At 40.1% G+C, this 19,130-nt stretch carries 19 protein-coding genes; 12 read left to right on the top strand and 7 right to left on the bottom strand.

Features of this window, described 5'->3' with window-relative positions; genetic code table 11:
• Nucleotides 1-55: 55 nt before the first annotated feature.
• Nucleotides 56-991, bottom strand: coding sequence for a phosphatidate cytidylyltransferase (locus GSM42_RS18905; RefSeq protein WP_202404996.1), 936 nt, complete (start codon nucleotides 989-991; stop codon nucleotides 56-58).
• Nucleotides 988-1,596 (bottom strand): CDP-alcohol phosphatidyltransferase family protein, encoded by a 609-nt coding sequence (locus GSM42_RS18900; protein WP_202404995.1) that lies wholly within the window; start codon nucleotides 1,594-1,596, stop codon nucleotides 988-990. Before GSM42_RS18900 ends, GSM42_RS18905 begins: the two co-directional genes overlap by 4 nt.
• 108 nt (nucleotides 1,597-1,704) lie before the next feature.
• Here GSM42_RS18900 and GSM42_RS18895 point away from each other — a divergent pair, with 108 nt between their 5' ends.
• Nucleotides 1,705-2,202: an NUDIX domain-containing protein gene (locus GSM42_RS18895; protein WP_160803107.1), complete on the top strand. Its 498-nt coding sequence runs from the start codon at nucleotides 1,705-1,707 to the stop codon at nucleotides 2,200-2,202.
• A gap of 233 nt (nucleotides 2,203-2,435) precedes the next feature.
• Nucleotides 2,436-2,801, top strand: coding sequence for a hypothetical protein (locus GSM42_RS18890; protein WP_160803106.1), 366 nt, complete (start codon nucleotides 2,436-2,438; stop codon nucleotides 2,799-2,801).
• 351 nt (nucleotides 2,802-3,152) lie between these two features.
• Here GSM42_RS18890 and GSM42_RS18885 read toward each other — a convergent pair whose 3' ends face one another.
• Both GSM42_RS18885 and ade read right to left on the bottom strand, forming a co-directional pair.
• Nucleotides 3,153-5,279, bottom strand: coding sequence for a PQQ-binding-like beta-propeller repeat protein (locus GSM42_RS18885; protein WP_237446709.1), 2,127 nt, complete (start codon nucleotides 5,277-5,279; stop codon nucleotides 3,153-3,155).
• Nucleotides 5,280-5,420: 141 nt separating this feature from the next.
• Nucleotides 5,421-7,163, bottom strand: a complete 1,743-nt coding sequence (ade, locus tag GSM42_RS18880) for an adenine deaminase (RefSeq protein ID WP_160803104.1) — start codon at nucleotides 7,161-7,163, stop codon at nucleotides 5,421-5,423.
• Between the two features lie 461 nt (nucleotides 7,164-7,624).
• On the opposite strand from ade, the gene GSM42_RS18875 reads away from it, so the two are divergent.
• Complete coding sequence (locus GSM42_RS18875) at nucleotides 7,625-8,401, top strand: lysophospholipid acyltransferase family protein (protein ID WP_160803103.1); 777 nt, start codon at nucleotides 7,625-7,627, stop codon at nucleotides 8,399-8,401.
• A 50-nt stretch (nucleotides 8,402-8,451) separates the two neighbouring features.
• Here GSM42_RS18875 and GSM42_RS18870 read toward each other — a convergent pair whose 3' ends face one another.
• Both GSM42_RS18870 and GSM42_RS18865 read right to left on the bottom strand, forming a co-directional pair.
• Nucleotides 8,452-9,081 carry a hypothetical protein gene (locus GSM42_RS18870; protein WP_160803102.1) on the bottom strand — a complete coding sequence of 210 codons (630 nt, stop codon included), beginning with the start codon at nucleotides 9,079-9,081 and terminating at the stop codon, nucleotides 8,452-8,454.
• A 45-nt stretch (nucleotides 9,082-9,126) separates the two neighbouring features.
• The gene (locus GSM42_RS18865; protein ID WP_160803101.1) at nucleotides 9,127-9,507 is read right to left on the bottom strand and encodes a hypothetical protein; all 381 of its coding nucleotides are present in this window, start codon (nucleotides 9,505-9,507) and stop codon (nucleotides 9,127-9,129) included.
• Between the two features lie 471 nt (nucleotides 9,508-9,978).
• Between GSM42_RS18865 and GSM42_RS18860 the strand changes: the two genes are divergently transcribed.
• From GSM42_RS18860 to GSM42_RS18820, 9 genes are all read left to right on the top strand, one after another.
• Nucleotides 9,979-10,287 (top strand): hypothetical protein, encoded by a 309-nt coding sequence (locus GSM42_RS18860; protein ID WP_160803100.1) that lies wholly within the window; start codon nucleotides 9,979-9,981, stop codon nucleotides 10,285-10,287.
• Nucleotides 10,288-10,475: 188 nt separating this feature from the next.
• The gene (locus GSM42_RS18855) at nucleotides 10,476-11,300 is read left to right on the top strand and encodes an ABC transporter ATP-binding protein (RefSeq protein ID WP_160803099.1); all 825 of its coding nucleotides are present in this window, start codon (nucleotides 10,476-10,478) and stop codon (nucleotides 11,298-11,300) included.
• 67 nt (nucleotides 11,301-11,367) lie between these two features.
• Nucleotides 11,368-12,297 (top strand): iron-hydroxamate ABC transporter substrate-binding protein, encoded by a 930-nt coding sequence (locus GSM42_RS18850; protein WP_160803098.1) that lies wholly within the window; start codon nucleotides 11,368-11,370, stop codon nucleotides 12,295-12,297.
• 31 nt (nucleotides 12,298-12,328) lie between these two features.
• Entirely contained in the window at nucleotides 12,329-13,366 is a 1,038-nt protein-coding gene (locus GSM42_RS18845; RefSeq protein WP_160803097.1) for a FecCD family ABC transporter permease, read from the top strand.
• On the top strand, nucleotides 13,363-14,376 hold the full coding sequence (locus GSM42_RS18840; RefSeq protein ID WP_202404994.1) for a FecCD family ABC transporter permease: 1,014 nt from the start codon (nucleotides 13,363-13,365) through the stop codon (nucleotides 14,374-14,376). Before GSM42_RS18845 ends, GSM42_RS18840 begins: the two co-directional genes overlap by 4 nt.
• A gap of 125 nt (nucleotides 14,377-14,501) precedes the next feature.
• Entirely contained in the window at nucleotides 14,502-14,936 is a 435-nt protein-coding gene (locus GSM42_RS18835) for a hypothetical protein (protein WP_160803096.1), read from the top strand.
• A 364-nt stretch (nucleotides 14,937-15,300) separates the two neighbouring features.
• Complete coding sequence (locus GSM42_RS18830) at nucleotides 15,301-16,488, top strand: MFS transporter (protein ID WP_160803095.1); 1,188 nt, start codon at nucleotides 15,301-15,303, stop codon at nucleotides 16,486-16,488.
• 813 nt (nucleotides 16,489-17,301) lie between these two features.
• Nucleotides 17,302-17,457 (top strand): hypothetical protein, encoded by a 156-nt coding sequence (locus GSM42_RS18825; protein WP_160803094.1) that lies wholly within the window; start codon nucleotides 17,302-17,304, stop codon nucleotides 17,455-17,457.
• A 100-nt stretch (nucleotides 17,458-17,557) separates the two neighbouring features.
• A complete protein-coding gene (locus GSM42_RS18820) occupies nucleotides 17,558-17,998 on the top strand; it encodes a hypothetical protein (RefSeq protein WP_160803093.1) in 441 nt (146 codons plus the stop codon).
• Nucleotides 17,999-18,144: 146 nt separating this feature from the next.
• On the opposite strand, the gene GSM42_RS18815 is transcribed toward GSM42_RS18820, so the two are convergent.
• The gene (locus GSM42_RS18815; protein ID WP_160803092.1) at nucleotides 18,145-19,089 is read right to left on the bottom strand and encodes a VOC family protein; all 945 of its coding nucleotides are present in this window, start codon (nucleotides 19,087-19,089) and stop codon (nucleotides 18,145-18,147) included.
• Nucleotides 19,090-19,130 lie beyond the last annotated feature (41 nt).

Raw genomic sequence — 19,130 nt, 5'->3', positions numbered from 1 at the left:
AAGGCAGCATCCGTTACATAACATCAAAAGGAATACTGCCTATCCCACCTTTCATTTAGAAATAGAGATATCGGATAAAATGAAAAAACATAGGGGCTGTAAAGGTGAGACTATCGATTCGATCAAGTACTCCACCATGCCCGGGGATGGTTGTCCCACTGTCTTTGACTCCAATATCGCGTTTCAAAGCAGATATGTTTACATCGCCAATAAATCCGCCAATACCGATGATCAGCCCAGAAAAGAGAATGTGAAGAGGGCTCAAGGGAGTTAGAAATGGAGCTAATAAATAAGCGAGACCAACTGTTGTTGCCACTCCGCCAACTAATCCTTCCCAAGTTTTATTTGGGCTTACTTTCGGGACTACTTTATGTTTCCCAAGCAATTTACCCCACAAGTACTGAGCGACGTCGTTTCCTTGGGTAAGCACGACTAGGTATAAGATAAGTCCTGCACCGCCAGCTCCCACAGCGTTTTCAGGAGGTAGCACGAGCAAATATGAAATATGGCTCAGTCCAAAAAGCATCATCATCATACCCCAGTGAACAGAACCGACAGATTTTAAAAATCCTTTGTTCTCCCCAATAAAGATGAGAACTAGCGGAATGAGAAGAAACATATAGACAGGGATAAAAATGATAAACATGCCATACCATTGCATATAAATCCAGTAAAATTGCACAGGAATAGAAAGATAGGCAAAAAAGAGCACTGCCCGATGAGCTCGTTTGGTCGGAATAAGCGTAAAGTATTCTTTGAGAGCCAAAAAGCTTAGAAAGGCAAAAAATAAAATAGATATATTTCTATTTATCAGGATGGCGATGGAGAAGAGAATAGCCATGATCCACCATGATTTAATCCGGAGAACCAATTCGTGAAAATTCTTGTCCGGTTTTGATTTGGTTAAAACAAATGTAATAATACTAGCAATCACAAGTACAACAAATATTCCGATAAAAACTGTAAGTAATCCTTGAGGAATGTGGTTCAATTTTTAACCTCCTTTAATGCACGAGTGATACGAAAAATAATATTAAGTACCATCAATAAAATAAGGACGACCAAAAGAATGCTTGTCCACATACCAGCAGAAACCCCACAAGCTAAAATAATAGCGAGCACACCAAAGACAAAAGCACGATCACTTTTCCCCATGGGTCCATCATAACGACGACTCGCTCCTATCACCACACCCATGACTCCAGTCATTTCACTGAGAATAGCTAAAAAGATGACAGCCAGCATCAGAGGTTCTAAGATACCAGCAAGGTAAGCAAAAGGAAGGTATAATGCAGTATCGGAAATAACATCACCAAGTTCGTTTAAGAAGTTGCCAAGCGATGATTTCATATTATGTTCTCGTGCCAACATACCATCAATGGCGTTAAGTGCCATACGAAAAAAAAGGACAATTGGTACGATAACAAGGATGAGTGGATTGGATGAAAAAGCAAAAACAATAAGTCCTGTTGCAATGGATAATAACATCGCAAATATCGTAACTTGATTTGCAGTTACTCCTATCTTTGCAAGTTTCTGTACCAAAGGTCGAAGTAAGTTTTGAAACTTTGGTTTTAACTCATAGATGCTTATCATAAGTCCCCTCTTTTATTATAATTTGTATTTCTTTCGTATTCATAATAGCATAAAAACATGCTATTTGATGGAAGCGCGTTCAAAGATTGAAGAGAAAGGATAGAAAAGATGCAAGTCCTACAAACTTATCACGATGTCCTATGGCTACCCCAACCAAATAAAATCTCCGAGGTTTTATCTTCTGACCTCCCGCCAATGGAACAAATAACAACAGTCTTTGGATTGATCACTTATAAAAAGCAAATTCTGCTCGCAAATTTGTACCGAGGATGGGACTTACCTGGTGGACATGTGGAAGAAGGGGAAAGTTTAGAAGAGACATTGGTGAGAGAAGTGTATGAAGAAACAAAGGTAATAGTAGAAAAGCCCGCTCTGATCGGTTACCAGCAGATGGAAGTGTTAGCTGAAAAGCCAAATGAATATCGGTATCCGTACCCGGTCAGCTATCAAGTTCATTATCATGCAAAGGTAAGGAAAATTTGTGATTTTACAGGTGATCAAGAAACAACGGGCAGAGGATTTTTTACTTATGAACAGGTGAAGGGATTAGAGAATCTACAATTACGACTTGGGTTGATTAGTCATATTTTAGAGAAGATTGTATAAATTAAATATTTTAACTTCCTCTACTAGGATAGTGTTTGAACGTGCTATGAAAATGGTAAAAAGGTTGAGCCAAAAGTGCACAAATTGACTTATCTAGATGCTGATCGAGCAAAAATAAGCATCTAAGTAAACTGAAGTTTTTACTGGATTTAATCATTTTTTTAATTTATTATGAAAATAAGTGGTAGTCGAGTTCATCCATAAATGAACTCCCACCCTCATTTGGAGGAACCATGGCGAAGAGCATGGAGCAGGAGAAGTTCGAGCAGGCGTTCAAGACCTGGGCTGACCAGGCGAGCGATGCTACGCCCAGCACTTTCGCGATCGCGTCCATCGCGGCTCTCCACTGCATTCTGAAGGCCGCTCACGCAGTCGGTGTACGGCCGCAGATCCAGGGTCTCAGCTACCCGCTGGCGTCCGCTGCAGAAGTGGAGCTCTGCGACAAGGTCGTGGAGTACGGCTACAAGCGCACTCCGGAGAACAACTCGGTCTCTATCGATGAGATTGACGAGCTCATCCCCGCCGCGCTCGACTGCCTCGCGAAGGCTCTCAAGGCCACAAGCAAGAACCTGAGTTACGAGATCACCGAGATCAAGTAACAACAGTTCTTCCTGGACCTCATTGCATGGCATTTGGTATTACCCTCCCTTTGGTCTTCGATGAGACCAGATTTATTCGGGAGAACCTCCTTCAGGGAGGATGAAGTTCTCTGTAGTGTGATTGCACAATGTGTCGCAGTACCAGCAGTACCCCCTAGGTTGAAGTAAAGCAGTTAACTTGCGTTCCTTTCCAAGGGCGTAAAAAGCGGTAAAAGCGTTCCATGTGTGTATATTACATTAATCCCAGCTGCATGCTGGGACTAGATTACAATGATTGACCCATATAGTAAAGACTTTAGGGATAGTCGATACCCTAAGGTCTTTACTTTTTTCGAGCACTTTTAGTTTATCCTAGAAGTCAAAGAAACGATATTTGACCTTTGATTTAAATGGTATCTCGAATTTAATACCATCATGGTCATTTGGTGTATAACGAATCAAGTTTTTCCCAGTTGTTACAGCAGTGCCGTTTTTCATGTAAAGAGAGTTGCCTTGAAGGCTCAACCGATACAAGCCTGCTGTATATGGGATGTGTTTGACATCTTTTAGCAGAGGGCTGATCGAAAATAAGAGCCCATCGGTGACTGCATACATGTGATGATTGGGATGGACTATGATACCAGCCCCTTGTCCAATGCCATTTTCAACTAGTTGTTTTTGAAAGACAGGAATTTTTAAGATGGGATTGAAAGCAAAGACATAGCCATCGGCGATGCCCCAGATGTTACCGTCTTCACCGGTTGTCAAAGCTGTAATTTTTTTAACTGTTTTCAGCAGCAGTGGTGAATATTCTCCTGTTTTTTTGTTTGTCTTGGGATCAAAACAAAATAACTTTGCTGCTTTCGCTTTTGGCTGGGTGCCGGCTCCGCCCTCAATACTCGTACCTCCCCAAATCTTTCCACGATAATAGGTCAGTGATGCGACAGCTTGATCGGAAACGATATTTCGATAAACTACAGGATTATCTGGTTTTTTGGAATTTGCTACAGTTAGTGCACCACCTAATTTCCCATAATCTGGTGTAGTCCCCATGTAAATATTATGCTTATCAGTGATAACAACGAGTGGTCGATTTTGTTCATGTTCTTTTCTCAATGCAAATAGTATTTTTGGATTTTCTTCGTCTTTCCAAGGTTTGTTTGGATCATAGACGATAAGCCTGCCATCTGGATAAGTTCCAGCATATAATTTGCCGTTTAGCCATGTCCATCCTTCCACTTGCCCCAATCTTCCTATTTCTTTTACGCTGTTATTTGTTGTTTGAAAAGTACCGATTCTTCCATTTAAGTAAGCATTGGTGTAAATGTCGTCTTTAGGAGCAGCGATGACATGAAACAAATCAATTGGTTGAGGTGGAAAAGGCAACTGAAAATATTCAAATGCATGGGTTTGAGGGTTATAGCGAAATGCTTTTCCTTCATAGTTTCCAGCTAGTCCGACCAATGTTTTGCCTGGATAATTTTTTTCCTTAAATTCTACCCAAGACCAGCCAATCACAGGATTTTTTTGAAGGGAAATAGGTTCCTTTTTGGCATTTACTACTGGAGAAAAAGAGCGATTCTTCAGATCGTAACGTAATAAAAAGCCTTTGTTGGAATAATAAACAGAACGTCCATCTGGTGAAAGTGAAGAAACTCCGCGCGAATCACTGGGAAAAGCATCTGTCTTTTTATTAGTGGAAGCGTCTGTCAATGTCTCTACTTGCTGTGTTTCAGGATTCAAAACAATCGTTTGGAAAGCAGGATGTAGTTTGACAAATAACTTTCCTGCAATATAGTTCAAATCATAAGCTTGTGATTGCGACTGATATTTACTGGGTAAAATTTGTTTTACCGTTTTTGTATGAATATCCATCTGTATTACTTTTGCTTTGGATGATCCTATACCTGCATAAAGAGCTTTTTTGTCAGGATTATAGATTGTGTCATGCGTATATGTATCTCCTGGGGAAACAGAATCGATTGCAATTGGTTTGCCATCTTTGGTGTAGCCAAAAATTTTAGCTTTTCCATAGGAACCTCCATATACAGAACCATCGGGCCCGCTGCTTAGCCCAAATAGTACATCGCTATCGGCTGATGAACGGCCTAGGTCTTGTAATATCTCGGTTTTCGGATCATAGCAATATACATGACCGTTTCGATAGCTTCCGACCCATACCTTTCCATCTGTCGCTACGGTGATGGCCCAAGCACCAGTTGCTGATTCAAGTGGGATCAATTTGTGCAGCTTTCTTGTTTTGATATCTACTACTGCAAATTGTGCAGGTTCGCCTGTGACAACAGCAAATATGACACCATTTCCATGCTTATCTTTTCCAAATGCTGCTTCGTAGATGGTAATCCCTTTGATTTGACTACCTAAATCGGTAAAGCCTGTCTTATTTTTAGCAGACGAAATGGGAGAAGGGGAGGCACTATAACAAAGTAAACAGATCAGCAGCAGGATGAGAATATTTGGTTTGAAATTTTTCATCATACCCTTCTTTCACTTATCAGAATAGGTATGATTTTACAATAATTTCTGTTATTTGTACCTTATTTTAGATAAATTTCATATTTTCCACAGAAAAAACCGCTTTGCAAAGCGGTTATACACGGATGATAGCGGTTTTGTTCTTTAAGAAATAGCTGACACGGGAATATGCTGAAACGTTGTAACATTGAAAAGACCTTTGTCTGTTAGCTTTATGTCTGGGATTACCGGTAAACAAAGGAATGACAGTGTAGGAAATAGATGAAAATGAGTTGGCGCACCAAGTTCGTGCAGGGCTTGATGGAGCAGCGATAAATTTTGATTTACTTCTTCAAAGGGACGAGAACTCATGAGACCTGCGATTTCCAACTTCAGAGAAGCGAGCTTTTTTCCGTTTTTCACCACAACTAGCCCGCCATGCATCTGACGGATAGCTTCTATCGCTGTTTCCATATCTTCATCGTTGGTTCCTGCTACTACAAGGTTATGGGAATCATGAGCTACTGTTGAAGCGATGGCACCCGAAGTTAGTCCCAGCCCAGAGACAATCCCTAATCCGATATTTCCTGTGAGATGGTGGCGTTCTAGCACAGCGATTTTCAGTTGATCTTTTTCGATAGATGGGACAAAGCAGCCATCTGTTATATTTACATCTGCAATGAGATGTTTGGTGACAAGGCTGTTCGGCTGAATTCCGATCATATTTGCCTGTATCCCTTTGATCGGTATCTGTAGTTGATCGGTTTGAAAATCTGGAATATGTACCGTTTGTGTAATCGATGGAGAGATAGGATTTTGTCTGGAGACCGTTTCTATCACCTTGCCATGCTCTGCAACGAGTTTCCCTGCTTTAAATACTTGATCTATCTTTATATGCTCGAGATCATGAAATAGCAAAAAGTCTGCTTCATAACCCGGTGCGATAGCTCCTTTTTGCTTTAATCCAAAACATTCAGCAGCATTGAGAGAGGCCAATTGGATGGCAAGAAGTGGATCTAATCCATGTTGAATGGCAAGCCGTACGTTGTGATCAATACTACCTTCTACGATTAGATCGTCAAGGTGTTTGTCATCGGTACAAAAAGCAAATCGCCTCGCGTTTTTTTCGTTTACCACGGAGATCAGGGAAGTGAGGTCTTTGGCACTAGAACCTTCACGGATAAATACAAACATTCCCCGCTGTATGCGGTTGAGTGCTTCTTCGATTGAAATGCATTCGTGGTCCGTGGAAATACCTGCGCTTCGATATACATTGATCGCTTCATGCTGCAAGCCAGCAGCATGTCCATCGATATGATTTCGATGCTGTAAGGTAGTGGATAATTTGTTCATCATGTGATCAACGCCCTGTAAAACAGCAGGATAATCCATCACTTCTGCGAGCCCTAGTACCCTTGGATGATTGAAGAAAGGCTCCAAGTCTTGTGCATGTAACGTTGCTCCAGCATTTTCAAAGCAAGTACAAGGAACGCTAGAAGGAAGCATAACGAAAATATCCATGGGAAGATCTTCGGAATCAGAAAGCATAAAAGAGATCCCATCTTGACCAACCACATTGGCAATTTCATGTGGATCAGTGATGACAGAAGTGACTCCATGAGACAACACTACTTTGGCAAATTCAGCCGGGGTAACCATGGAGGATTCGATATGTACGTGTGCATCGATAAAACCAGGAGAGATGTATTTTTGCTTTGCATCGATCACTTGTTTCCCCTGGTAATCTCCAATACCAACAATATAACCATCCGCAATTGCTATATCTGCTTCGATGATACTCAAGTTAAAAACATCGATGATTTTTCCATTGGTAATTACTAAGTCAGCTGGTTCGCGTTTACTTGCTACTGCAATTCTTTTTTGTAATTGTTCAACAGATAACTTCAATTTTCTTGCCCCTTTCGCTCATTATTTTATCTCAAGATATAAGAGATCATCTTTTGACCACTCTCCACGCATGAATGTGGCGGATTCTTGGGACGGTAGTCTCTCATGATTACTTCATTACTAAGCTAACCCCGTGATCCCCATGGTTTAGATGTTCTATTAATCACTTAAGCAGCTTGATTATCGCTTGCTCATGGTGAATATTACCATGCGAACAGATGTTTATAAAGATCTTTTTTCAAAAAATGTCAAGTTTATGAGAGGAGTAAAAAATACCCATCCCTTGCTTGACGTTCGCTTTTATCCCCATCGCTGAAGACCGGGGTTTTCTTGCTCATAAAGATATAAAAGAGATGGTTTGTAAAAAAGCTCTATTTGGAAATGTATGTGTTGTAGTATTATTCGCAATAAATATGATAATCTATATCTAGCTCTATCCCTACTCAACAAGGAGTTTGTCCATGACGGACATTGTTCCGATCAGGCCGTCGATCAAGACCCAGATCAAGTATCGCAACGCCAGGCAGCTCAACGAAGTTCTCGGGACCCTTCATATGAAGATGTGGTCGGGTATTCCTGACTACATGAAAACTCATAACAATGGGCGTCTGTTCATCATCAACCACACGACGATGGGTGATGTCCTCGGACCACACTATACTCTGAACTGCCTTGGAGTAAAACCCTACTACATGGCTGCCGAGTTCCTGTGGGAAGTTCCTTTCGCAAAGAAATTCTTCAAGCGAGGGAAGTTCATCAAGGTGGAGCGAGGTACTGCCAATGCGAATAAGGCATATCAGCAGACTCTTGAGATTCTGAAGTCTGGTGGGGATGTGGCGATGTATCCGGAAGGTCGCATCCCCAAACGTGATGACTCTGCAGATTATCTGCCTTCTCCAATCAAGAATGGGGCTGCTCGTTTGCAGATCGAGACTGGGTGTTCCGTCTATCCTGTCGGGCACGCAGGTGCTCCCAAGGCCACGAGTGGTTCCATAGGGAAGAAGGTGGCAGGTGCAATTACTGCGGAGATTCGGGGAGTTGAACGGGTTGTCTATGTAGGCGAACCAGTAGAACCTCGTCCTGAAGGTCCCATCGATTTGATGTCGCTTCGTGAGACCAATCCGAAGATGTATCGGGACATTGTGGACACGGACACCGGGCGTTTGCAGGAGGCTCTCACCGAGTCGACTCAAACTGCCATTGACATTCGGCAGCAGAAGACCGGTAAGAAGAGGTAATTCTGCAAGCCCCTCCATCACAGCCAGTGGTGAGAGGGGCAGTACATTTTTTAACCCTTTATCATTGTCTTCACTCGAGCTATTATCTCCTCAAAAATAGGCTCATTAGCAAACATGATCTTTGTTACCTCATGTTCCTCTCCGTACCGCACTGCCACATCATCGATTCTTTCTTGTAATGTCGTTCTTTCCCCAGTTGCGGTTGTATGCAGATCACAATAACTAACTAAATCAATAAACATCCGATCTTTGTCATCCAATAAGGAAAGATGATGTACATATATTTCTTTTAAATCCGGTCTTGAATACAAAACTCCTTCGAAAGCACAGCTATGGAAAAGCAAAGTTGCGATGATACATTTAGGATACCCTTGTTTTGATGCGAAGATAGCACCATCCAATTGATGGTAGTTGTACTGATTTAATTTCGTGCTGTATCCAATATCATGCAGGTGGCAAGCATCAATGAGTAAAGATTTCCATTTTTGCGAAATTTTAATTCGGGGTAGTAGATCGTGCATGTTACGTACTACCCCTAAAATATGATGGTATCTTGGTAGGCTGGGGTCTAGATAGTGTGCTAACTTCGTTTTATTCATCTGTGGATGATGATTTCCTACGTTTTCAAAAAGATTCAGATAGAAAACTCCTTTCGGTTCTATTCCAAACCATGCTAACATTTTCCTTTTGTGTCTAGCTCATAACATAAAGCTCTCTATAAATTATCATTTGATTCGACCATCAACTAAAATTTTTGCGCACCTTCTTATATCTAGCCAAGTGCGTTCATCTAATTCATTTTCTATATATTTGCTGATCGCTGCGTTGTCCGATAGCCAATCACAGAGCTCTAGCAAAGTAGGTCGGTTATTGGGGAACTCTTCTTGGTAAGATTGAAATAGAAGGGATTTGAAATTTTTGTAAAATTCAACGGCATAGGAGGATGTTTGGTTTTCTGTACTTTTTTCCCAAATTAAAGACTTAAGAAATTTCCGCTTGTCTCGTCTCCAAGTCTGCAAAATCTTCCGCTTTGTAATACTATGTTGGTAATGCCAAATCATAAATTCTGTGCGATTAACTTTTGAGTCATTTAATTTTACAGACATGATGTAGATCTCCTTCATAGCAAATCTTATTTCCAATCTATCTACTTTAATAATGATACAAATCTAATTGTTATTCAATAGTTTTATGAAATAGAAGGAGATTATTTCATTTTTTTATAAAAAGGTGAATGAGCTTAGAGTTCATATTTTCATCTGAGAAGATGCCTTATTTCAACCATACTAACAACCAAAGTAAAAAATAAGTAGAATGATGGAATTCCTTTGTTTCGCATGAATACCTTGACCAAACAAAAAATGTTATTTGTAAATAATCCTAAATAAAATGATAAAAAATAAATGACTAAAAAAAATCTTTCTACCAATTTCACGAGAAAGAGTGGAACTTCCTGCTAAAATTACGTTAATAAAACGTAAAATATGGTTTTATTTTTTCTATTTTTTACTATTTGATAGATAAAGAGAGAGGGAATTTCGTAGATCTCGTAAATCCCATTTGGAGGTAAATTTTCCATGAAGACATCTGGTAAGGACATCAAAAAAATATCGGTAGATGGGCATGAATTTTTCTATGTCCTCCATGAAAAAACTGATTTCGTTCGATTGCGGATTTATTCCGTAAAATGGAAAACTGCCTATTGTGATCTGTATTTCACTTGGAAAGATAATTGGCTCATTCATTTTTATAAACCGAGCATTGCCGTAGTGCTGATAAGGCATGTGATGCATAATGGATGGGAGTACCAAAATCGAGGGATGATGGAAATCAAGGAAGCGAGTTTCTTAATAGAAGAATTGCAATTAGAATCATTAGGAGAGTGAACGAACCTTCTGGGAAATGGTATAAAAAGGATAGAAGGTAAAGGATATAAATCATTGTTAATCTGGAATATTCCTGTTGACATAATCCTGGCGCCATCATAGAATAATCATGAGTTTGATAATCATTCTCAATGTTAATTCTAGAAATAAGTTTTTATATAAAAGGAATACAAGGAGGAGGTGAAGAGATGTCCCTTTCGCGGTTAAATACGAAAAACCTACATATTGCATATGGCGATCAAGAGATTGTGAAAAATGTTAGTTTACATATAACAGATGGTATGATCACGACCATAATTGGTTCCAACGGTTGCGGCAAATCTACCTTACTGAAAACTATCGCTCGAATTCACCCCTCTAAATCTGGATCCGTATTTCTTGATGGAAAAGAAATACACAAAGAATCTACCAAAAAAATTGCTCAGAAAATGGCAATTTTACCTCAATCTCCAGATGCTCCAGAAGGTCTAACTGTTGCTGAATTGGTGTCTTATGGGAGATTTCCATATCAAAAACGTGTTCGTTTAAATGCAAAAGATCATGAAGTGATTAATTGGGCTTTGCAAGTGACAGGAGTAGATGCTTTTCGCCACAAAGTGGTAGATTCATTGTCTGGTGGTCAAAGACAGAAAGTTTGGATTGCGATGGCATTAGCACAAGAAACAGATATCATTTTGTTAGATGAACCGACCACATACCTTGACTTATCCCATCAATTGGAAATCTTAGAGCTTTTGAAATGGTTAAATGTAAAAGAAAAACGCACTATCGTCATGGTATTACATGATCTAAATCATGCAGCCCGTTTTGCTGATCGTATCGTTGCGATGAAACATGGACAGATTGTCAAAGAAGGTAGTGCAGAAGAAGTTATTACTACAGCTACTCTACGTGATGTTTTTCATATCGACGCTGAGGTTATCAAGGACCCAAGGACAAAGAAACCAGTCTGTTTAACATATGATTTAATTGATTCTATTTTTGATGCAGCAGAAGAAAAAGTAATAGTTTGATATTTTTTTTACTCTTAAATGATAATGATTATCATTTATTGAAAATAATAAATGAGGATGAATTGAGATGAAGAAGCAAAATCGAGTGATAGGGTTTCTATTGATTGCTATTTTAGCAGTGGGTTTGCTGGCAGGGTGTGGAGGAACAGCAAGTACAAATGATACTTCTAAACCAAAAACAGTAACTTATCAATCTGAAAAAGGACCTGTTCAAGTTCCTGCAAATCCAAAGCGTGTCGCAGTATTGGCATCGTCCTATGCTGGTAATGTCCTTTCTTTAGGAATCACACCAGTCGGCGTGGACCAATGGGCAAAAAATAGTAAATTTTTGGGAGATAAATTAAAAAATGTAGAGACTGTAACCGTTGATTCTTTGGAAAAAATTCTCGCTTTAAAACCTGATCTTATCATTGCAGCTTCAAATGATAAAAATGTAAAAAAATACCAAGAAATCGCTCCAACTGTTGCGTTTACATATGAAAAATATACGTATACACAAATACATGTCGAGATTGGTAAATTACTTGGTAAAGAAAAAGAAGCGCAAGCTTGGGTGGATAAATGGAACAAGCAAACAGCAGAAGCAAAAACGAAAGTGAAAGCAGCAATTGGCGATACTGCAACTTCAACCGTATTTGAAACATTTGGGAAAGAATTGTATGTATACGGGAATAACTGGGGTCGTGGCACCGAAATTATTTATCAAGCTCTTGGTATTAAAGCACCAAAACAAGTAGAAAAAGATGTTTTTGGACCGGGATACAAAGCTATTTCCTCAGAAGTGATTCCACAATATGCAGGCGATTATTTGTTTGTTGGGAAAGGCGATGCTACGGCAGATAATTCTTATTTGGAAACACCAGTGTGGAAACAAATACCGGCTGTGCAAAAAGGAAATGTATTCTTTTTTGACTCTTCCTCTTTCTATTTTAATGATCCAATCTCTTTGGAGAAAGAATTGGAATTTATCGTTCAATCACTGGCAAAAGGGAAATAAATGATAATCTCCACATAAAGGATACCAATTTATGCTGATCAAGAATAAACAGACAGACGAAAAACAAATAGTTTCCAGACCAGTTATTGGTTTATCCGTTATTATTCTCGGTTTGTTTGTGCTCGTTATTTGCTTGGTATTTGCAATTTCTGTCGGTGCTGCTCATATCGATTTTGCTACGGTGTGGAATTCCATATTTCACTACAACGAGAGCGGAAAAGCAGACCAAGTCATTGTTGGTATTCGATTACCAAGGGAACTAGGGGTTGTATTAGTAGGGGCTGCCCTTGCAGTAAGCGGCGCTATTATGCAAGGGATAACGAGGAATCCTTTGGCTGAACCAGGTTTGTTAGGGATTAATGCTGGTGCTGGGTTTGCTTTGGCATGCTTACTTGCATTTCAAGCTCATGCTTCTTATATAGTGATCATGTTCGCTACGTTCCTTGGTGCTGGACTTGGAGCAGGGATGGTATTTGGGATAAGTTCCATAAAAAGAGGCGGGCTATCCCCTCTTCGAGTTATTTTAGCTGGTTCTGCTGTCATGTATTTGTTGACAGCCTTAGCAGACGGGGTAGCACTTGTTTTTCATCTAACACAAGACTTGAGTATTTGGAAAATAGGTAGTACTTCAGGCACTAACTGGATGCAATTACGGCTAGCTGTTCCCATTGTGATCATAGGAATCTTGATTGCGATTGTCTTTTCTAAAAAACTAACGATTCTTAGTTTTGGGGAGGATATAGCTAAAGGTCTTGGAGAACGTACAACACTGATCAAAGTTGTTTTAATGGCAGTTGTGTTAGTTTTAGCGGGTATCTCCGTTTCATTAGTGGGTGCTCTGGCCTTTGTCGGATTAATGGTTCCTCATATGGTAAGATTTTTAGTTGGTACAGACTATCGCTGGATTATTCCATGCTCTGCTGTTTTTGGAAGTATACTCTTGGTGCTATCAGATACAGCGGCAAGAATGATTAATGCCCCATTTGAAACACCAATTGGTGCTGTTGTGGCAATCATAGGTATTCCTTTCTTTCTTTATCTTGCAAGAAGGGAAGGGAGAAGACAATGAGTATTATTCATCAAGCCAGTCAAAAAAAAGTGCGTCTCATATTTTTTATTTCGGTAGTAGTACTTGTATCCGCTTTTATTATAAGTGTTGCCACAGGCTATATATCACTTTCTCCATCACAACTGGGAAGAACTATCTTTGGTTTTGGAACAAGTCAAGAAAATTTGATCCTTTTTAGTTTTCGACTCCCTAGAATCTTAGTAACAATTCTAGCTGGTATGGGACTTGCTCTATCTGGAGCGATCTTACAGAGTGTGACGAGAAATCCATTATCTGACCCTGGAATACTCGGAATAAATGCAGGGGCAGGTCTAATGGTTGTCATCTACGTCATGTACTTTTCCAGTGAAGCAACTAGTTTTATTTATGTGCTTCCGTTCTTTGCACTTGTTGGGGGGATACTTACAACGATTGTCATCTACTTATTATCTTTCAAAAGAGGAGAAGGTGTAGAGCCGACTCGTCTCGTATTGGTGGGGGTCGGACTGGCTAGTGCCATCAATGGTCTGATTTTCACACTTACTGCTAGATTAGAAGAGGAACAGAATGCGTTTATCGCCAACTGGATAGCAGGTAGGATCTGGGGAGATGATTGGATCTTCGTGCTCGCTCTGCTGCCATGGTTATTGATCTTGTCGCCAATTATTTTTTCGAAAGCGCATATTCTCAACATATTAAATCTAAATGAGAACGTCTCCGTCGGGCTTGGTGTGAAAGTAGAGAGGGAAAGAAGACTTTTACTGCTGATCGCTGTTAGTCTTGCAGCTGTTTCGGTATCCGTCAGTGGAGGAATCGCTTTTATCGGTCTTATGGCTCCGCACATTGCAAGAAATCTAGTGGGACCACGTCACCAGTCCTTTCTTCCGATAGCAGCAGTATTAGGTTCTATCCTTCTTCTGGTTTCCGATACCATCGGAAGGAGTCTATTAGATCCTAGTGGCATCCCTGCTGGAATCATTGTAACGATTATAGGAGCGCCCTATTTTCTATATTTGATGGCGAAAAGATAAGATGAAAAACAACTTACTTTGGTAGGTTGTTTTTTACTAGCTAATCCACTTCCTGCATTTTTGAAATTTCTAGACCATGCTATGATATAATATCTTTATTTAAATAGTCCCAACGTACAAGGAGAATGATGCATTCCACTGTTCCTTCCGCATATTGGTGGGGTAACTACCACATTGGTCGGTCGATTCGGGACATCGTGCTGTGCTATGGATGGCGAACAAAGGCTATTTCTAGGCGTCCCCAAGTGCGCGATGATAACCAGGTTCGTAAGATCATTTCCAACAACCTGAGTGATCTTGGGAGCAAAGAGACACTTCAGGGTGGAGTAGCATTCTTTTCCCGAGTGGAGGATCTTCGCCAGGCAGTTGTGCAAGGAGATGCACGAATCTGCTATCTTCTAGCGCAGGCTCTGGAGAAGCATTTTCTAGCTGATTCCATCCTCTTCCAAGCCTCTAATAGAGGAGCTAGCGAAGAAGAGGTCTGGAATAGACTTGCCAACTCCCCTGAACGGGTCCAGCTTCTCGCGGAAGCAGAGGAGCTGAAGCGTCAAGTGAAGTAACAAGTACGGTGGGGCATACCAAACCAATTAGGTTTGGTGCAGTGGATTGGTTTGTTCTTAAGCGGACTGATTCACTGCCCACTTTAGGAATTTAGATGTAACGACAATAGGTGAAATCATAAGAGACTCCTAACTCTCATGCGACTAGGAGGCATTGTCTAACAATTAATAACTCGTAGTACGAGAAATGTATTATCAAACTCATCACGACAGAAAGTATGGGTTTATTTGATGTTTTAGTTTCTAATGATAAAATATTCAAAAACAAAATGTTTAATCGTATATAACAGATATAAGGGTTTGTGCACAATGGATAAATTACGCGAAATAGCATTCTGTGTATACATCATAGAAGGTGAAAGGAATGTATTGGAAAAGAGTATTATGGATATTGTGGCCGGCTAATTTTTTGATATCCGCAGGGATGAGCTTAGCAGTTCCTTTTTTACCTCTATATGTGGAACAATTAGGTGTACATAATATGCAAAGTGTGGCACATTGGTCAGGATGGATTTTTTCCGCTCAATTCCTAACCTCTTTTTTGTTTCAACCGCTATGGGGAGTATTGGCAGATAAATACGGTCAGAAAACGATGTTGCTTCGTTCTGCTATCGGGATGGGTATTGTAACGATTTTGATGGCATTTGTTACATCTCCTCTGCAATTACTTCTTTTGCGCCTGACAAATGGTATATTCTCCGGCTTTATTTCGATGTCGATTTCTCTTCAAGCTTCGGTTACACCAGATGAAAATTCTGGTAAAGTATTAGGAACACTTCAAACAGGACAAATTGTAGGAGCGCTTATAGGACCATTGATCGGTGGTATTCTGTCGGAAATTACGGGGTATGGAGGCGTATTTGTTCTTACAGGAGTTTTGATTTTACTTGCAGGTTTAGTTGTCATGATTTTTGTAAAACAAACTGACCCCAAACAACTGGGACAAGGTACCATTGTGAAATCAAAACGAAATTGGAAATCGTTGCGGATGCTGTTTCCAGTTTTTCTTGCTTCAACGATTACACAAATGGCGATGATGAGTATTCAACCAATTTTGCCAATCTATACGAAAACCATCTACAACGGCTCGCATTTGGCTTTCATGGTAGGGCTTGTAAGTGCGATCACAGGAGTCGCTAATTTGATTGGTTCTCCCATTCTAGGACGTTTGGGAGATAAAATAGGACAGCGTAAGATCCTGATTTTCTCCCTTATTATGTGTGCAGTAGCTTTTATTCCGCAAATATTTGCTACTACCATTACTGGGTTATTGATTGGTAGATTTTTCTTAGGTCTGTTTATTGGGGGGATGCTGCCTTCCTTAAATGTATTGGTCAAAAAGATGACTCCCAAAGAACTACAAGCTACAGCATTTGGGTTAAATTCTTCTGCTCGTTTTTTAGGTAATCTCATTGGTCCGATATTCGGAAGTTTCGTCGCTACAACATTTCAAATACAAGATGTGTTTTACTTTACGATCGTGTTTTTGCTTATGAATGCAAGTATGATTATATTTGCACACAGGTTTGAAGTAGCTTCACATAAAGTTTGATTGTTATAGCAATTTTATTATAGGTGTAGTTATTGCTATCATCACATGAGTAAGATAAACGAGGCATAAGATTTATCGAATAATTTAAGATGGCTGGTATTCATTTTAGATGAGTGAGGTGTGGGATGTTTTTGTATCATATAGAAAAATACCAAGCGAGCCAAAAGCAGGATCGCTTTTTTAGTTAAAGATTAGATGGATCATAAACAGTTCCAAAAAGCAGCCAGACCACTGATCACGTGTTGCATTGTGAATCAGTGGTCTGATCTGATTTTCATCCATTCACCTGAGTGGATCAGGAGCTGGATGGGAGAGAGAATTAAGACGTGAAATCCTGCCACCAGTGCCTCGTCGTATGTCCGATCGAGCACCTTGACCAGATCTTCCTTGAAGTTGTAGTCGAAGCTATTTCTTACCGTGATCTCGGCGAGCACAACGAAGGTTTCCATCTGGTCACGAGTCAATTCAACAATATACGAGTGGAACTTCGATGTGTACATATTACAAACTAGACATACAGAAAGAAGTAAGCATGGTTTTTAGCACTTATATTTAAAAAGAGAGAGTTCTCTGTCGGAAGGTGGGGAAGGAAGTCGAACATGTAATACCTTTCATAGTGGATTTTAACAAAATTTAATTTTTGCAGTAAATTGCAGGAACTATCATGCAAAATGGTGAATTTATCACTTCGTGGTTATAAAAATTGTGGAATAAAGTTAATGATTCACTACTATTCCAAACCGGAATGAATAGAAATAGTATAAGAGTGGTCCAACAATCTTGGATCTCTTTTTATTTTTAGGAGGAGTATGGATGACCTATCAAGAGCTAGAGCAAAAGTTAGAGGATTTGTATCAAGAATTAGCTATGTATACCAGACAGATGGATAGAGAGAATACATCTCAAACAAGGAGAAAGATAGTAGAACTGGAGAGAACACTGCATCAAGAATATAGCAATGCAACATGATGTTTTTCTATTTTGTGAAAAGGGAACTATTGATTTTGGATTGAACTTATCATATTTTAGATATAAGTATTTGAGGCGTCTTTGTTGATCGGAGAGAGTGATGAGTGAAAACCAGTACCAGTCGGATAGCTCGCATCCCCAGCTGGTGAACATGGAGATGGACGGATGCGGAGGATGCCGAGGTGTCTTTCTGTGGAATGGAACGTATGTCGCGTTCAGCGGCAAGGGTTTCATCCCTACTGCGAATGATGAGATCATCGTCAAGCAACCGTTCTCTTCTATCATCAAGGGGAAGTTCGCCGAACTTCAGAAGCAGCACTCGGAACGTCGTCTGACAGATCGTATGGACCGCTGCATCCTGTTTCTGTTCGAACAGCTCGATCTCCTCCGTGAGGGGGAAGAGCTGAAGGCAGGTGATGCGTGGAACTATGTCCTTCAGAAGTCCGACATGCGAGACTTCCCACCGACTGACTATAACTACTTCCTGATGAACGAAGCCTTCGGGAAGTCCTGGACCTTCGTCTCTTCCCTGCGTTCATAGAGACATGCCACATCCCCGCGATCAATGAATCCACTTTCGTGAACTCGTTGATCGTGGGGACAGCTTTTTATGAAATAAGAACAATGACTCCGCTTTTTTATCTAAAAAAGGCGTTGGAAATCATTCAATACCTTTTGGTGTTACCTCTAAAATTTCTCCAGTAGCTCAATGATCACTTTATAAGTGGAAGTAGTATCGATATATGCATACTTTCCTTTTCTATTCCAAAAATCCCCTTTTTGGATCAATGGGTGACCAAGTTTGTCCATGAGTTTCACTTTATCATCCAGATTATTTACGACAAAGGAAATATGATGAATGCCCTCTCCTTTGGTTTCCAGATGTTCTTTCCAAGTGCTCGGTGAATCGGTAGGTTCGATCAGTTCTAGTTCAATAAGAGGAGTTTGGATGAACATAAATCTTGCTTTCGCTTCGGTATGCTGACCTTTATATACAATTTTTGTAATATCACTAGCTCCAGATAGTACTATATTTGGTTTTTCTACCCCAAGTAAGGTACAGTAAGCTTCAGCAGCTTTATCCAAATCTTTCACCACAATAGCAAGCTGTGTCACTTTGTTTGTGCCTAACAATGGTTCAAAGAGAGGATCAACTGGTTTGATCAATTGAGGTTCATCTCGCTCTAGTAACTCTACGAGCGTTTTATAGGAAGCGATTGTATCTACATACGAATACCGACCATTACTAGAAGTAAAATCTCCTGTCTGCAAGACAGGGAATCCATGTTTTTCCATGGTTTGTTGCTTCTCTTGAATATCATCTACATCAAAAGCGATATGGTGAATCCCTTCTCCAACCGTATCTAAAAATTCACGCATCGTGCTCGGTTTTTCGTTTGGTTCGATCAATTCGATTTGCACAGATGGTGTGTCGATAAAGACTAGCTTGCTTTGAGCATCGGATGATCGTCCACGAAACATGACATGGGAAATTTCATGGGATGCTGTCAAAAACCATTCTGGCTTAGGGATTCCAAGCAATTTTCCAAATGCCTCTGTTGCTGCATCCATATCATTCACTACAAATGCGAGTTGATTTAATCTGTTATTTCCAAGCAAAGGTTTACTCATTTTCTCTACTCCTTTTTCGATTTTTTCAAATAAAAAGGGGA

Origin of the sequence: Shimazuella alba, assembly GCF_009831235.1 — a bacterium.
GTDB lineage: Bacteria > Bacillota > Bacilli > Thermoactinomycetales > Thermoactinomycetaceae > Shimazuella > Shimazuella alba.
This window is presented reverse-complemented; position numbering and strand designations above follow the sequence as displayed.

Coding starts and splice junctions, on each gene's coding strand:
- GSM42_RS18900 (WP_202404995.1), bottom strand. CDS start 1,596: ATGATAAGCATCTATGAGTTAAAACCAAAGTTTCAAAACTTACTTCGA.
- GSM42_RS18895 (WP_160803107.1), top strand. CDS start 1,705: ATGCAAGTCCTACAAACTTATCACGATGTCCTATGGCTACCCCAACCA.
- GSM42_RS18890 (WP_160803106.1), top strand. CDS start 2,436: ATGGCGAAGAGCATGGAGCAGGAGAAGTTCGAGCAGGCGTTCAAGACC.
- GSM42_RS18885 (WP_237446709.1), bottom strand. CDS start 5,279: ATGATGAAAAATTTCAAACCAAATATTCTCATCCTGCTGCTGATCTGT.
- GSM42_RS18875 (WP_160803103.1), top strand. CDS start 7,625: ATGACGGACATTGTTCCGATCAGGCCGTCGATCAAGACCCAGATCAAG.
- GSM42_RS18870 (WP_160803102.1), bottom strand. CDS start 9,081: ATGTTAGCATGGTTTGGAATAGAACCGAAAGGAGTTTTCTATCTGAAT.
- GSM42_RS18865 (WP_160803101.1), bottom strand. CDS start 9,507: ATGTCTGTAAAATTAAATGACTCAAAAGTTAATCGCACAGAATTTATG.
- GSM42_RS18860 (WP_160803100.1), top strand. CDS start 9,979: ATGAAGACATCTGGTAAGGACATCAAAAAAATATCGGTAGATGGGCAT.
- GSM42_RS18855 (WP_160803099.1), top strand. CDS start 10,476: ATGTCCCTTTCGCGGTTAAATACGAAAAACCTACATATTGCATATGGC.
- GSM42_RS18850 (WP_160803098.1), top strand. CDS start 11,368: ATGAAGAAGCAAAATCGAGTGATAGGGTTTCTATTGATTGCTATTTTA.
- GSM42_RS18845 (WP_160803097.1), top strand. CDS start 12,329: ATGCTGATCAAGAATAAACAGACAGACGAAAAACAAATAGTTTCCAGA.
- GSM42_RS18840 (WP_202404994.1), top strand. CDS start 13,363: ATGAGTATTATTCATCAAGCCAGTCAAAAAAAAGTGCGTCTCATATTT.
- GSM42_RS18835 (WP_160803096.1), top strand. CDS start 14,502: ATGATGCATTCCACTGTTCCTTCCGCATATTGGTGGGGTAACTACCAC.
- GSM42_RS18830 (WP_160803095.1), top strand. CDS start 15,301: ATGTATTGGAAAAGAGTATTATGGATATTGTGGCCGGCTAATTTTTTG.
- GSM42_RS18825 (WP_160803094.1), top strand. CDS start 17,302: ATGACCTATCAAGAGCTAGAGCAAAAGTTAGAGGATTTGTATCAAGAA.
- GSM42_RS18820 (WP_160803093.1), top strand. CDS start 17,558: ATGAGTGAAAACCAGTACCAGTCGGATAGCTCGCATCCCCAGCTGGTG.
- GSM42_RS18815 (WP_160803092.1), bottom strand. CDS start 19,089: ATGAGTAAACCTTTGCTTGGAAATAACAGATTAAATCAACTCGCATTT.